Source organism: uncultured Methanobrevibacter sp., from assembly GCF_937881195.1.
Lineage (GTDB): Archaea > Methanobacteriota > Methanobacteria > Methanobacteriales > Methanobacteriaceae > Methanobinarius.
In genome coordinates this window covers 40,707-55,316 of the sequence record NZ_CALGFC010000039.1, presented here as the reverse complement: position 1 = coordinate 55,316, position 14,610 = coordinate 40,707, and the positions used below count along the sequence as shown (strand labels likewise).

At 23.8% G+C, this 14,610-nt stretch carries 15 protein-coding genes; 11 read left to right on the top strand and 4 right to left on the bottom strand.

Annotated elements, in window-relative coordinates; all coding sequences use genetic code 11:
• The first annotated feature begins 250 nt into the window (after window positions 1–250).
• The 10 genes from Q0087_RS06080 to Q0087_RS06035 all read left to right on the top strand — a co-directional run bounded on the left by Q0087_RS06080 (window position 251) and on the right by Q0087_RS06035 (window position 10,397).
• Window positions 251–1,003 (top strand): (Fe-S)-binding protein, encoded by a 753-nt coding sequence (locus Q0087_RS06080; RefSeq protein ID WP_297898793.1) that lies wholly within the window; start codon window positions 251–253, stop codon window positions 1,001–1,003.
• Entirely contained in the window at window positions 1,004–2,251 is a 1,248-nt protein-coding gene (locus Q0087_RS06075) for an LUD domain-containing protein (RefSeq protein ID WP_297898792.1), read from the top strand.
• Between the two features lie 473 nt (window positions 2,252–2,724).
• Window positions 2,725–2,952: a hypothetical protein gene (locus tag Q0087_RS06070; RefSeq protein ID WP_297898791.1), complete on the top strand. Its 228-nt coding sequence runs from the start codon at window positions 2,725–2,727 to the stop codon at window positions 2,950–2,952.
• Between the two features lie 619 nt (window positions 2,953–3,571).
• Window positions 3,572–4,288 (top strand): (5-formylfuran-3-yl)methyl phosphate synthase, encoded by a 717-nt coding sequence (locus Q0087_RS06065; RefSeq protein WP_297898790.1) that lies wholly within the window; start codon window positions 3,572–3,574, stop codon window positions 4,286–4,288.
• Between the two features lie 228 nt (window positions 4,289–4,516).
• Entirely contained in the window at window positions 4,517–5,998 is a 1,482-nt protein-coding gene (guaB, locus tag Q0087_RS06060) for an IMP dehydrogenase (protein WP_297898789.1), read from the top strand.
• 288 nt (window positions 5,999–6,286) lie between these two features.
• Entirely contained in the window at window positions 6,287–7,534 is a 1,248-nt protein-coding gene (locus tag Q0087_RS06055) for an HD domain-containing protein (RefSeq protein WP_297898788.1), read from the top strand.
• 146 nt (window positions 7,535–7,680) lie between these two features.
• Window positions 7,681–8,229, top strand: coding sequence for a UbiX family flavin prenyltransferase (locus Q0087_RS06050; protein ID WP_297898787.1), 549 nt, complete (start codon window positions 7,681–7,683; stop codon window positions 8,227–8,229).
• A gap of 81 nt (window positions 8,230–8,310) precedes the next feature.
• Window positions 8,311–8,880 (top strand): precorrin-6Y C5,15-methyltransferase (decarboxylating) subunit CbiT, encoded by a 570-nt coding sequence (gene cbiT / locus Q0087_RS06045; RefSeq protein ID WP_297898786.1) that lies wholly within the window; start codon window positions 8,311–8,313, stop codon window positions 8,878–8,880.
• A gap of 229 nt (window positions 8,881–9,109) precedes the next feature.
• Window positions 9,110–9,868 (top strand): hypothetical protein, encoded by a 759-nt coding sequence (locus Q0087_RS06040; protein ID WP_297898785.1) that lies wholly within the window; start codon window positions 9,110–9,112, stop codon window positions 9,866–9,868.
• 328 nt (window positions 9,869–10,196) lie between these two features.
• Window positions 10,197–10,397 (top strand): pseudomurein-binding repeat-containing protein, encoded by a 201-nt coding sequence (locus Q0087_RS06035; protein ID WP_297898784.1) that lies wholly within the window; start codon window positions 10,197–10,199, stop codon window positions 10,395–10,397.
• A 300-nt stretch (window positions 10,398–10,697) separates the two neighbouring features.
• Here the strand turns inward: Q0087_RS06035 and Q0087_RS06030 are convergent, their stop codons facing one another.
• Together Q0087_RS06030 and tsaA are read right to left on the bottom strand one after the other, a co-directional pair.
• Window positions 10,698–11,537, bottom strand: coding sequence for a molybdenum cofactor guanylyltransferase (locus Q0087_RS06030; protein WP_297898783.1), 840 nt, complete (start codon window positions 11,535–11,537; stop codon window positions 10,698–10,700).
• A 311-nt stretch (window positions 11,538–11,848) separates the two neighbouring features.
• Window positions 11,849–12,340, bottom strand: a complete 492-nt coding sequence (gene tsaA / locus Q0087_RS06025; protein WP_297898782.1) for a tRNA (N6-threonylcarbamoyladenosine(37)-N6)-methyltransferase TrmO — start codon at window positions 12,338–12,340, stop codon at window positions 11,849–11,851.
• Window positions 12,341–12,599: 259 nt separating this feature from the next.
• Between tsaA and Q0087_RS06020 the strand changes: the two genes are divergently transcribed.
• Window positions 12,600–12,809 (top strand): molybdopterin-binding protein, encoded by a 210-nt coding sequence (locus Q0087_RS06020; protein WP_297898781.1) that lies wholly within the window; start codon window positions 12,600–12,602, stop codon window positions 12,807–12,809.
• A 134-nt stretch (window positions 12,810–12,943) separates the two neighbouring features.
• Here Q0087_RS06020 and Q0087_RS06015 read toward each other — a convergent pair whose 3' ends face one another.
• Together Q0087_RS06015 and Q0087_RS06010 are read right to left on the bottom strand one after the other, a co-directional pair.
• Window positions 12,944–13,393 (bottom strand): molybdenum cofactor biosynthesis protein MoaE, encoded by a 450-nt coding sequence (locus tag Q0087_RS06015; protein WP_297898780.1) that lies wholly within the window; start codon window positions 13,391–13,393, stop codon window positions 12,944–12,946.
• Between the two features lie 371 nt (window positions 13,394–13,764).
• Window positions 13,765–14,307 carry a nicotinamide-nucleotide adenylyltransferase gene (locus tag Q0087_RS06010; RefSeq protein ID WP_297898779.1) on the bottom strand — a complete coding sequence of 181 codons (543 nt, stop codon included), beginning with the start codon at window positions 14,305–14,307 and terminating at the stop codon, window positions 13,765–13,767.
• Window positions 14,308–14,610: the final 303 nt, after the last annotated feature.

Genomic DNA, 14,610 nt, shown 5'->3' with positions numbered 1-14,610 from the left:
TATAATTATTTTTACAATATTAATGAATTTACATATAATTGTATAATTTTATAATTAATAATAATTAATTATAATCATTTTAATTAATATCCTGTATTAATTATATTTATAATTATATTTATACTAAATTTTTATTCATGATTGTCATAGTAGAATTTATACTATTTATTTATAATGTCTCATTAGTTATTAGGGGTATTATAATTGTTTTTTAGATATTTTAATGTTTTGAGAGTATGGTGAATGTATAATGTTATATTTTAGAGGATGTACTGCTCGTGAAAGAGCAAATTCTATTTCTGATTCTACAAAAAAACTTTTAAAGTTAGCTAATATAGATTTTAAAACTTTAGATAATGAAGAATGTTGTGGTTCTGTTCTACTTAGAACTGGTTTTGAGGAAGATGCTAGAAAACAGATGAAAAAAAATCTACCAAAACTAAAAAATGAAAAAATTGTAGTTTCTTGTGCTGGTTGCTATAAAACTTTAAAAAATGATTATAAAGAGTTCATTGGTGCTGATTTAGATGTTATTCATATTTCTCAGTTACTTAATGATATTATAAATAATGATTCTAAATATGATTATTCCTTAAATGATATTTTAGATAAAAATTCACTAAAAAATAAAAATATTTCAGTCACATATCATGATCCTTGTCATTTAGGTAGGCATGCTGGGGAATTTGATGCTCCTAGAGATGTTATAAAAAATTTTTCAAATATTATTGAAATGGAAAATATTCGTGAAAATTCATTATGTTGTGGTTCTGGTGGAGGAGTAAAATCTGCATTTCCAGAAATAGCTAATTCAATAGCATCTAAAAGGGCCGAAGAAGCAGAAAAAACTGGATGTAATATTTTAATAACTTCTTGTCCTTTTTGTAAGATAAATTTGGATGAAAATTCATCACTTAAAGTTTTAGATCTTTCTGAATTTGTTTTAGCTTGTATTGAAGGCAATTTGGATGAAATTTTAGAAAATAATGAGGAGAATCATTAAATGAATGAAAATGAATTGAAGGCTATGAGAAATTCATTTAAAACTGTTTATGATAAACGTAAAGGTATCCTAAATGATCCTCAAGTTAAAAATCTTCAGGAAAAAGTAATCAATATAAGAAAAGATTCCATTGATAATAATCCTGAATTAATTGAATCTCTTAAAAAATCTTTTGATAGGAATGATATTGATTATGCATTTGCAAGTAATGATGAAGAAGCTAGAAAACTTATTCAGGATATTATAATTTCTGAATCTGATGAAAATGATAATATTAATTTTGATGATAGTAATCCGATTGTAGTGGCAAAATCTAAATCTAATACTCTTGGTGAAATCTCAGCTTCTAATTTTCTTAAATCAAAAGGCATGGATGTTGTTGAAACAGATTTAGGAGATAGAATATTACAACTAAAAGGTAAAGATAATAAACCTGCACATCCAACAGGTCCTGCATCTCATTTAAATGTTGAAGCAATTTCAGATATTGTAAGTAAAGGATTGGGTAAGGATATTCCTCCAAATCCAAAAGACATTATGGATGCTGTAAAAAAAGATATTTTAATTAGGTTGTCAGATGCTAAAATTGGATTAAGTGGTGCTAATGCAGTGGCAAGTGAAGATGGTTCTTTGGTATTTATTCATAATGAAGGAAACATATCTCTTATATCTTTAATGAAGACTCATATTGTTGTAGTAGGTATAGAAAAGATTGTTAGAACTATTGAAGATGCTATTTCAATAGCTAAACTTGAAACTATATATGCGACAGGAAGTAAAGTAACTTCTTATATTAATATTGTTTCTGGACCTTCTAAAACTGCTGACATTGAAAAAAAGCTACTTAAAAATATGTATGGTGCAGAAAAAGTATTTGTAATTATATTAGATAATGGAAGGTCAGAAGCTATAAAATCAATTGGTGAATGTCTTTATTGTATTGGCTGTGGTAGTTGTATTGTAACTTGTCCGGTTTATAATGCTATAGGTAATGATTTTGGTTTTAATAATTATTTGGGTGGTCGAGGAGTAGCTATGAGTAAATTTATTCAGAATACTGAAACTAGTGTTTCATCAGGTCTTTATAAATGTACATTATGTGGGCTTTGTAAAATTAGTTGTCCAGTTACTATTTCAACATCAGAAATTATTGAAAATCTTCGTGCTGAAACTCATAAAGAAGGATTATATCCAAAAAAACACGATAAATTTAAGGAAAATATTAAAAATAAGGGATCTCCATATTAAATATTCTATTTAGTTAGTTATCTTTTCTTTTTTATTATTTTTTTATTATATGGTACATATTTTCTTATGTGTATAATTCAATTTATATAATTTAGTTTAATTATTATACCCATATAATTAATACATATATAATTAATACGCATGTATTTAATACACATATATATAAAATATTATAATAATATGTAATATATAAATTAATTATTTAAATATTTAATAATAGAATCTTAAATTATTATTGCATTGATATTCTAATGAAGATATTTAAATATATTTTTTGTATTTAATAGTATTATTATACCCAGTATTATTTTACTCATATTTATTATTACTTAATAAAATTATTATTTTATATTGATATTAATATATTAATGTTTATAACCTATAAATTAAAAACAATTAAATATTCAAAATTATTAAATATAGTATATATAAATTTATTATAATTATCTATAATATACAATGGAAGATTTAAAATGAAAGTTGATACTTTAATTATTCAAACAAAAAACTCAAAGGATTCTTTGACATTTAAAGTAGGGCAAACTCTTACATCAGATAAATTTGAGCTTTTAACAGTTGATAGTCCTATAAATTATATTAATATTAATACAAAAACTGGTTTTGTTGAAATTAAAACAGATCAAGACAACTTTTTATGGTACTCATTAAATGATATTCAATTTTTATCTTTTAATATTTAATATTATTTAATTAGTGATTATAAAAATTAATCATAACTATTTAGATTTTTATGTAAAGTTATTTTATTTAAAATTTAACTAAAAACATTATTAATTTGAATAAAAAGTTATTTATTTTATAATAAAAAATTTTTGTAAAAATATATTATTGACTTTTTTAATCTAAAAGTTTTTATATTATAGATTTAATAGATAAAGTAAATTAATATTTTTTAAATACTAGATGTTTTTTAAATACTTGATATTTTTAAAATGCTTGATATTTTTAAATATTTAATATTTTAAATAAAATTATTTAATATTTTTAATAAATTGTTTATTATATTAAATATCTCTATTGGTATCTTAATATATCTATTTGTTATTTAATATGCTGATTTATTATATAAATTAATTAAATTTGTTTAACTATTTATTTGATGTTTTTAAATTTTTTAAAATAATATTATTTAAATATTATATTTATATTAACTATATAATAAGTAGTAAAATTAGTATGTATCTTATTTCAGTACTTATCTTAATTTAGTACTTATCTTAACTTTGTATTTATTTTAGTTTAGTATTTATTTTAATTTAGTAATTAAATTTTAGTAAGTAAATTTATGGAGGAAATGTATTGCTTCTATTAATAAGCCCAATAAACAATGAAGAAGCACTTGAGTCTATAGAAGGCGGTGCAGATATTGTTGATGTTAAAAATCCCAAAGAAGGATCTCTAGGTGCTAATTTCCCATGGGTTATTAGAGAAATTAGAGAAATGACTCCTGATGATATGTTAGTTAGTGCGACTCTTGGTGATGTTCCTTATAAACCTGGAACAGTATCTCTTGCAGCTATGGGTGCTCTAACTTCTGGTGCAGACTATATTAAAGTAGGATTATATGGTACGTCTAACTATGAGGAAGCTCTAGAAGTCATGACCAATGTTGTTAAAACTGTTAAGGATAATAATCCTGATGCTGTTGTTGTTGCATCTGGTTATGCTGATGCTCATAGAGTTGGAGCAGTTACGCCATGGGATATTCCAAAAGTAGCTAAAGAATCTGGTAGTGATTTAGCTATGCTGGATACTGCGGTTAAAGATGGAAAAACTTTATTTGATTATTTAGATATAAACGAATTAGAAAAATTTGTAAATGAAACTCATAGCTATGGTTTAAAATCAGCACTTGCAGGTTCTGTTAAAAAAGAACAATTAAAACCTCTTTATGATATTGGTTGTGATGTTGTTGGTGTTAGAGGAGCTGCATGTACTGGTGGGGACAGAAATACTGGTAAAATCAGTAGAGTTGCTGTAGCTGAGTTAAAAAATCTTGTTAAATCATTTGATTAATTTTGTCATTTGATTAATTTTATTATTTGATTAAATATTAATTATTTGATTAAATAATAATTGATACTTGATTTTTATAAATCTATCAAATATTATGTTTATAATTTATTTCATTTAAGAAATTATATTATTTCATTTAAGAAATTATATTATTTTGTTTAAAAGATTATGAAATATTATTTTATTAAAAATTATATTAATTTTTATTTATAAATAGGTGTGAGGGAAGTGTATTCAAAGAAATTAAAAGAAGCTGAACTAGGTTTTACATATGATGACTTTTTACTTGTTCCAAATGCATCATATACAGAAGCAAAAGATGTTGATACAAAGGCTAAAGTATCTAAAAATTTTGAATTGAATATTCCAATTATTAGTTCAGCTATGGATACTGTAACAGAATCAGACATGGCTATTGCTTTAGCTCAAGAAGGAGGACTTGGTGTTATACATCGTAATATGACATTAGAACAGCAAGTTAAGGAGGTTAAAAAAGTAAAAATGTCTGGAGATTTAACAATAAAAGATGTTGTTACTATTACTCCAAACTCATCTATTTTAACAGTAAAAACTATTATGGATGAAGAAGAAGTTAGTGGTCTTCCGGTCATTGAAGATGAAAAATTAATCGGTATTATTAGTAAAAGAGATATTAAACCTTTTTTGAATAACAATGCTGATAAAAAAGTTGAAGAAATAATGACTTCTGATGTTGTGACTATTGAAGAACCTATTACTCCATCTGAAGCCCTTGAATTAGCATATGAAAACAAAGTTGAAAGGCTTCCTGTTATTAGGGATGGTAAATTGGCAGGAATAGTTACTATTAGAGATATTTTAAATCATAAAAAGTATCCTCATGCTGCTAGGGATAAAAATGGAAAATTTTTAGTAGCTGCAGCTACTGGGCCTTTTGATTTAGAAAGAGCAATGGCACTTGATGAAGCGGGAGCAGATGTTCTTGCAGTGGATTGTGCTCATGCTCATAATATGAATGTAGTTAAATTTGCAAAAACAATGAAAGAGAATATTGACGCAGACCTTATCATGGGTAATATTGCTACTCCTGAAGCTGCTGAAGATTTAATATCTCAAGGGGTTGATGGTTTAAAAGTTGGAATTGGTCCTGGGTCAATGTGTACAACAAGGATTATTGCAGGTGTAGGTGTTCCTCAATTAACTGCTATTTCATCAGTTGCTGATGTAGCAAGTGATTATGGTGTTCCTGTAATTGCTGATGGTGGATTAAGATATTCTGGAGATATAGCTAAAGCCTTAGGTGCTGGAGCTGATTTAGTAATGCTTGGAAATTTACTTGCCGGTACTTATGAATCTCCTGGTGATGTTGTTGTGATGAATGGAAGAAAATATAAACAATATCGTGGAATGGGTTCAATGGGTGCTATGACAGGAGGTTTTGGTGGTGGAGCTGATAGGTATTTCCAAGAGATCAAAGGACCAATGAAACATTCAAAACTTGTTCCTGAGGGAGTTGAAGGTGCTGTTCCATATAAAGGAACTGTTAATGAAGTAGTATTCCAACTTGTTGGTGGTCTTAAAGCATCTATGGGTTATTGTGGAGCTAAAGACATTAAAACAATGCAAGAAGTAGCTAAATTTGTTAGAATTACTTCTAGTGGTATAAAAGAAAGCCATCCTCATGACCTTTTAATTACAAATGAAAGTCCTAATTATCCTACTTTAGAGTAATTTTTGGCTTTTATATATTTTTTTATTTTATTTAATTTTTTATTTAATTTTTTATTTTATTTTTTATTTCATTTTTTATTTCATTTTTTTATAATTTCTAATTTCATTATTTTTTATTTATTAATATATTTTTCTTATTTTTATAGAAAAACTTATTACATTTTATTTTCATAGATATTATTATTAAAAATTATTATTAATTGTCTATTTTACTCCATAATTATATGGATTTGTTATAATATTAAAAATTTAATAAAATTTTATTGAGAGAATTTAAGAAGTGTTATAATGTCTGATTCAACTAAATTTCTCAGAGATAGTGTTCATGGCAATCTTCCATTAAATGAATTTGAAGTTGAAGTGATTGATTCTCCTCAAATTCAAAGATTAAGGAGAATTAAACAGTTGGGATTTATATCTTTAATATATCCTGGTGCAAATCATTCACGTTTAGAACATTCTATTGGGACAATGTTTTTAGGATCAAAATTAGCGGCTCACCTTGATTTATCTGAATATGAAAAAAAATTGGTTAGAATTGCCGCACTACTTCATGATATAGGTCATGGCCCATTTTCTCATGTATCAGAAGCTGTTTTAAATGTTAAACACGAAGTTTTAACAGCTAAAGTTATTGAAGAAACTTCATTAAATGATCTAATATCTCAAGAATTTGATTCAAAAGAAGTTATAGATATTATTAATGGTAAGGGGGCTCTTGGACCTATTATTTCTGGTGAATTGGATGTAGATCGAATGGATTATCTAATTCGTGATTCTCATTATACTGGAGTAGCATATGGGGTTATTGATGTTGATAGAATTATTGCAAATCTTAAACTTAAACAATACCTTATTTTAGATATAAAAGGTGTTCAAGCTGCCGAAGAAGCCCTTGTAGCTAGGTATCAGATGTACCCAAGTGTTTATCAACATCATACGACTCGTATTGTAAATGCAATGTTTAGAAGATGTCTAAAAAAGGTTTTTAAAGAAGGTATTATTAGTAGTGATGATATATATAAATATGATGACTCTGATATGTTATGTATATGTAGGAATGTAGATGAAAGTGAATCAGATAATAATGCTTTTATTAAGAATATTATAACTAGATTAGATAATAGAAATTTACTTAAAAGTGTATGTTCAACAAGATTGAATGAATTTGAGAATCCTCCTGAGATTTTTAATATAAGTAAAAAAGCTCTTTACAAATGTGAAGAAGAGATTAGTGAAGATATGGGGATTGATAAAGATTATATTATTTTAAATATTCCTGAATATCCTAGATTTGATGAAATGAAGACTCAAGTTGCACTTGGAGATGAACTTTTTCATCTTAATGAGATTTCTAGTATTGTTAAAGCACTTCAAACTGCAAGATTTAACTATCCGGACATTTGTTTATATGTCCCAAAAGAGGATAAATATAAATTTAAAAACTTTAAATTAGATAATTATTTGGATCTTCCAAAAAGAGCGGAAAATAAGTTTGATAAAGTTCATTTTGAACAATCAAAATTATTTGATTAGAATATTTTTTATACTTATTATTTTATTAGATTAATATTTCTAATATTTATTATGTGATTAGATTAATATTTTTAAAATTATAATAAGTAGATTTATTTATATTTTCTCATGTTATTTGTTTATATAATATATCTGTAGGTATAAAAATGATTGTTATAGCAATTACTGGTGCAAGTGGTGTTATTTATAGCTTAAAACTACTTGAAGCACTTAAAAAATTAGGTATAGAAACTGGGGTTGTGGTTAGTAAACCTGCTCAGATAATTTTTGATTATGAATTAGGGATTAAAATTGATGAAATAAAAAAATTAGCTAATCATTTTTATGAATCAGATGATTTAACTTCATCTATTAATAGTGGTTCTTTTAAATTTGATTCTCTTGTAATTGTTCCTTGTTCAATGAAAACTTTATCTGCAATAGCTAATGGATATGGAAATAATGCTATAACTAGAGTAGCTGATGTTGCATTAAAAGAGAAAAGAAAAACAATTATTGTCCCTCGTGAAACACCTCTTAGGTCTATTCATCTTGAAAATATGTTAGAGATAAGTAGGGAAGGGGGAATAATTTTGCCAGCTATGCCTGGTTTTTATCATAACCCTGAAAATGTTGATGATATTGTTAATTTTGTTGTTGGTAAGATACTAGATTCTCTAGATATCGATAATGATTTATTTAAGAGATGGGAATAATTATTTTCTAAAATTCTTAAAAAAATTATCCCTAAAGAAGTTTAGTATAATATTTTTATTAATATATTAATGGAGAATAACATGATTAAAGATGATGATTTTATAAGTTCTAAAGATGTTCCAGGACCAACAAAAGAAGAAATTCGGTGTTTATTATTATGTAAAAGTGAAGTTTCAAATAGTGATATAGTTGTGGATATTGGTTGTGGAACAGGTGGAGTAACAACAGAATTTGGGAAAATAGCAAAAAAGGTAATATCCATTGATAAAAATCCAAAAGCCATAGAATTAACTTCTAAAAATATTAAAAAACATGGAGTTGCTAATAATGTTGATTTGATTCAAAATGATGCTGTTTCAGCACTTGAATCAATAGAAAATTTTGATATAGTGGTTATTGGTGGAAGTGGTGGAGATATTGATAAAATTTTAGAATTGGTATCATCAAAATTAAATCCAAATGGGAGAATATTAGTCACAGGGATTTTAATCGAAACAAGATATCTTGCTATTAATAAATTGAAAAAATTAGGATTAAATCCTAAAATTATAGAAGTAAATATTTCAAGAGGTAGGGATGTGGGTATTAGAACTATGATGATAGCTGAAAATCCCATAGCCATTATATATTCTAAAATTACTTCAAATTGATATTTATCCTAAAATTATTTAAAATTAATTCTTATAGCTATAAGATTAAAATTATTAGATAATTAAAACATTCGCTTCAATATATTGAACTATATGCAGTTAATTTTTATCATACATATATTTAGATTAATAATACAGATTAATAATATAAATTAGTAATATATATTAGTAGTATTCTTTTGTTGTTTTTTTTTATTATTACTATTATTATTTGATAAGGAGGACCAAATTGAAAATAAACTGGAAAATTAAATTAGGAATAATACTATTATTAACATCAATAATTATGTATTGTTTTGCATATTTTACTTTACATGAACATGAAAAAGTTCTTTTTTATTTAGTGATTGATTTAGCTTTTATGCCTTTAGATGTACTTGTAGTTGTTCTTGTTGTTGAAGGAATAATAAATAAAAAAGAAAAGGAAACAATATTAGAAAAACTTGACATGATTATGAGTGTCTTTTTTTCAGAATTTGGGACTGAATTTTTATCTAAATTTATTAAAATATCTAATAAAAATGATAAAGTTAATAACTTATTAAAAAGCATAAATAATTGGTCAGATAATCAATTTAACAATTTTTTAAATGAATTAAAGAAAACACCTTGTGAAATTGATTTAAATTTAAATTCAAATGAACGTAAAATCTTTTTAATAGAATTAAAAGAATTATTGGTTAGAAATAGAAGTTTTTTAATAAGGCTACTTGAAAACCCAAATTTACTGGAAAAAGACACATTTTCTAACCTTCTTTTGGCTATATTTCATTTAGATGAAGAGCTTGAAAAAAGAGATCTTAAGGTGGAACTTATAGAAAGTGATTATGAACATCTTACTAATGATATCAATCGGGTTTATTCTACCTTAGTTTATGAATGGATTAACTATTTGTACTATTTAAAACTACACTATCCTTATATGTTTTCTATTTCAATTCGTACAAATCCTTTTGATGACAATGCAAGTATATATGTAGATGAATGATTAGTATCATTAAACTAAAATTATTTTATATTTCTACTTTTAATTTTTTCATTTTCAACTTTTATACTATCTATTTTTTCATTTTCAACTTTTATACTATCTATTTTTTTATTTTCAACTTTTATTAATATTTATTTTTTATTAATATTTTGATTATATTTATTATATAATGTACAATTATATGGCCTATTTAAACATCTTATTTTTATAAACATTATTTTGGACTTATTTTGAGTAGATAATAATAGAATACTTTATATAGTAGAAAGAAGGTATTTATAATCATAATAAAACCCATGAATATTTTTTTATATCATGGTGGGTATCTATGACACATTTGACACTAGAAGAATATAGAGAAATGGTAGAAGAAATTATGGATATAAAAAATACTACTGGTGAAATGCCAGAGTATGCTCAAATAAGCGATATTAGAATTCATCGTGAAGATTATTGCAATATGATTGAGCGGGTCAATAAATTTATTTTAGAAATGGGGAGAAGTCCTCGTTCAATTGAAATTGGGTAATTCAATTTAAAATAAATATATTTCCAAAATTTTCAATACTTCAAATCAACAATGCAAAAAATGGCTAATTAAAGCTGTATTATAACCTTAATAATATCTATAGTATTATATATTATTATTATTTATATGAATTTGTAATTTATAGATATTCTTAGTTGATATAATCTATAAATTTGATTATATATAATAATGGTGAAAGTTTTAATATAGTAAAATTAGAATTATCTTTTTTACACTTTGAGAGTGTATTTTCAGTAATATTATTTTATTTTTTATCTATTTTCCTAGTTGATATTAGGATTATTTTTTGATTTTTTCAATATCTTTTTTATAATTAATATTACTAAAGTTAAATTTTGATATTTTATAATCTTCTAAATTTTTATTTTTACTATTATTTTTACTATTAGTAGTATTAGTATTAGTATTAGTATTAGTATTAGTATTAGTATTAGTATTAGTAGTATTATTATTATTATATTCTTCATCTATTAGTATGAAAAAGGGTTTTATATTTTTTATAATGGATTTTACTTTCATTTGATTTTTTTTTAAAAATATTTCCATTTTTTTATAAGTATCTTTACTATAAATGCTGTGTAATGGTTCTGAATTTTCTATAAATATATCTTTAGTCTTTTCTCTTTCATAAAATCCTGATTTAGGAAAAGTAAAATTTTCATTTGATTTTTTAAAGTGAAAAGGTATTATTCCATCAAAATTAATATAATCTGATTTTAATCTATCTAAAACATTAAACATAGTTTCTATATATTCACTACTTACAAATGGTGAATCACAAGGTAATATAAGCCCATAATCCCCAGAAATATTTTTAAGTCCTGTAATTATTCCTGACATTGGCCCTTTATTTTTTATTTCATCTTCTAAAAAACTTAAATTAAAACTAAAATTTATATCATTTTTTTTAATATATTCATTAATAAGTAATTTATATTTAGATATTCTTTCAGTATTATTTAAAACAATGAAAGCTTCATCAATTTGATAGTTTAATGATTCAAGTACATGAATTAGCATAGGAGTATTATTTATTAGCATAGATCCTTTATCTTCACCCATACGCTTACTCATACCACCACATAAAATAATGCATGAATGTATGCTTTTCTTTTTCATAAATATCCTTAAATTTTTATAATTCCAATTATTTAATTTTATAATTATTAAGCAAATATAATAAAATATAATAAAAATAGTTAAAAACTCTAAATAATTATATTTATTTAATTTATATTATTTTATATAATAATAAAATAATAAAAAAATGATTATGTTACTAGTATGTATTTAATAATTAATATTTATTTAATAGGATATATTTATTTTTATTTAACAAAATGTGTTTTATTTATGCCATATTTATCAAAATAAAACATAAATATATTTATTAAATAAATTTAAATTAATTTTTATATTCAATGTTTTCATTAATCAATGAAACGATCGTCTGATTTTGTATTTTCTGCATTTTCGTGTTTATCTTCAAACCACCCAATTTTTAGATCTTTACAAGTATCTTCATATAGCTGTGGAACATATGGTTTTATGTCTAAAAGGGGAGTTCCATTTAAAATATCCACATTTGATATCTCAATTATATTATCTTTTACTGAGTCTAATTTAACTACTGATATTCCAATCGGATTGAATCTTCTAGGAGATCTTGTTGCAAAGACTCCATGGTGGTCATTATCTAAAAATGGTTTTACTTCTAGAGAATATCCTTTAACCTTATGCAAATAGTAAACTAAGGTTAAATGTGAAAAACCATCTAAATCTTTTAATCCTGGTATTAAGTCATCTCTTAAGTGAATTTCTCCTTTAATTCCTCTAGCACCAATTGGTTGAATTGGCATTCCTTCAAGTTCATCAAAAGGAGAGTGTACTGTTCCAATAGGGGTAAATTCTATTTTGTTCATATTTGAAATTATATTCTTTTTAATTTATATATTTTATTTTTTTAAATAATTTTTTAGATAATTTTATTAGATGAAATCGATATGTAATGATTTTGGAGGTCGATGATAAAACTTTTATTTCCCAATATAAAAGATAAATAAGAATATTTATATAATACAAATGACATAATAAAAAATATAAATGTAATTATAAATCATATTGTTCATATTTTTTAAAATAAGTCTGTATGATTTTAATTATATATTTGGGAGGAATAATATGAAAATTAGTGCAAGAAATAAAATTGATGGAAAAGTTGAAGATGTAAACTTAGGTGCAGTAATGGCAAGTATTAAAATTAATGTTGAAAATCCTGGAGTTCTAACAGCATTAATAACTAAAGAATCTGCTGAAAGTTTAGGTCTTAAAAAAGGAGATAAAGTTTCAGCTATAATAAAATCAACTGAAATAATTGTTGGAAAAGAATAATATTTTTTATCCTTTTCTTTTTATTATTTTTATTTTATAAAAAAATATTTTTAGATATATTATTTTTAGATATATTATTTTTATAAATACCATTTTTATAAATGCCGCTTTTCTAACACGTTTTTTTCTTTTTATTAGCCACCAGCCATTATAATTTTTGTCCCAGTGCTTGATATTTCTTCTTTTTTAAATTCAACATCAAATTTAGTTCTTTCTATAACTTCTTTTAATGCATCAAGAGTTTCATTTCTATGAGGTCCTAATACTGCTGTTAAAAATAAGGGGTCTCCGGTATAAAATTCACCTATAAAATGAATAATAGCTACTCTAAAAATACCATATTTAATCTTAACACTTTCTGCGATTTTTTCAAGATCTTTTTGAGCTTTTTCTTTGTTAGGTGTTGTTAATATCATTTTATCAACAATTTTTTCACCTTCATTACTTTTTTCAGTTCCTCTAACAAAACCTTCAAATGTAAATATTGCTCCAGATTCGTCTATTTTTTTATCTTTTTTTAATGAATCAACTAAATCTTGTATTTCATAATATTCATCATCTTTTTCAACTATTTTAATAACCATTATACATTCTCCTATAATTAATATATTCTATTTAAATTTATTCATTTTAATTATTTATCTGTTATTGTAATCATTATTAATTTTAATGATTTTATATATTTAATGAGCTATACATAATTGTATTAATTATGGTTTAATAATTTATTGGCTTATAAATTTAATAATTTAATAGTTATGATTATTTTTTTATTAAATTTATATTTGTAAATTATAATTTATTTTAATCAATCACATAAATAAATATAACTATTGTTATATAATATTTTTATATTTTAAACTAGTTAGTTAATATTATTTTTATTATTTTAGTATTTGTTTTTTGGTGTTTTATAAGTTAATTAATAATTTTACTTAATATTACAATTTTTTAATTAAGTTTTTTTTATTTCACTAACTTCTTTTTTACTTAGGTGTTTTATTCTTTCTATTCCTTTGATTTCTTCAATAATTTCAGCAGTTGAAAGTGGAACTAATTTTTTCCAGTCTTCAGAAGATAACATTCTTCTTCTAACTTCTGTTCCGGAAAGTTTTTCTCTTTTAAAAAGTGGAGGTTTAGATACTTCATAATCTTCTTCTTCAAATAATCTTTGTACTAATGGATTTCCACTAAATACATGGCCAAAAGGAGGTGTTAGCATCTTTATATGAGAAACCCAAACTGCATTCATTTGAATATCTTGAATAGGTATAATATAATACTTAGAAGAGTTTATATTGTTTTCAGCTAATGCTTTTGTAAGCATCATAACTCTTTCTCCAGCTGTGAATGGATCAACTGTTGTATGACTTAATTGTGCACTTCCAATTCCAATGATGATTTCATCAACTTCCTCAAGTGTTTTTTTAATTACTTGAATATGTCCTTTATGAACTGGTTGCATCCTACCTATTAATAATCCTCTTTTTTCTTTCATTGGTATAATATTTAATTATTCATATTATTAAATTTAGCTATATTTTTCAATTTTTTAATTAACTTATTTTTTAATTAACTCATGATTATTAATAAATAACTATAATTATTAATATTAATTATATTAATTAATGAATTATATTAATTAAAGAATAAACTTTATAAGATTAGATTTTAATACATTAATTATCATACTAAACTATTTGTTAAAAATTATTATTAAATAATAATTTATGTATTATTAAATAAGGATAATTATAAATCTAATTAAATTGAATTTATATATTGGATTGATAGATTGAAT

Bases quoted from the DNA above. Each gene is read 5' to 3' on its own strand.
- Q0087_RS06075 (WP_297898792.1), top strand. From the start codon at position 1,004: ATGAATGAAAATGAATTGAAGGCTATGAGAAATTCATTTAAAACTGTT.
- Q0087_RS06055 (WP_297898788.1), top strand. From the start codon at position 6,287: ATGTCTGATTCAACTAAATTTCTCAGAGATAGTGTTCATGGCAATCTT.
- Q0087_RS06010 (WP_297898779.1), bottom strand. From the start codon at position 14,307: ATGAAAGAAAAAAGAGGATTATTAATAGGTAGGATGCAACCAGTTCAT.
- Q0087_RS06030 (WP_297898783.1), bottom strand. From the start codon at position 11,537: ATGAAAAAGAAAAGCATACATTCATGCATTATTTTATGTGGTGGTATG.
- cbiT (WP_297898786.1), top strand. From the start codon at position 8,311: ATGATTAAAGATGATGATTTTATAAGTTCTAAAGATGTTCCAGGACCA.
- Q0087_RS06080 (WP_297898793.1), top strand. From the start codon at position 251: ATGTTATATTTTAGAGGATGTACTGCTCGTGAAAGAGCAAATTCTATT.
- Q0087_RS06050 (WP_297898787.1), top strand. From the start codon at position 7,681: ATGATTGTTATAGCAATTACTGGTGCAAGTGGTGTTATTTATAGCTTA.
- tsaA (WP_297898782.1), bottom strand. From the start codon at position 12,340: ATGAACAAAATAGAATTTACCCCTATTGGAACAGTACACTCTCCTTTT.
- Q0087_RS06070 (WP_297898791.1), top strand. From the start codon at position 2,725: ATGAAAGTTGATACTTTAATTATTCAAACAAAAAACTCAAAGGATTCT.
- Q0087_RS06035 (WP_297898784.1), top strand. From the start codon at position 10,197: ATGACACATTTGACACTAGAAGAATATAGAGAAATGGTAGAAGAAATT.
- Q0087_RS06015 (WP_297898780.1), bottom strand. From the start codon at position 13,393: ATGGTTATTAAAATAGTTGAAAAAGATGATGAATATTATGAAATACAA.
- Q0087_RS06020 (WP_297898781.1), top strand. From the start codon at position 12,600: ATGAAAATTAGTGCAAGAAATAAAATTGATGGAAAAGTTGAAGATGTA.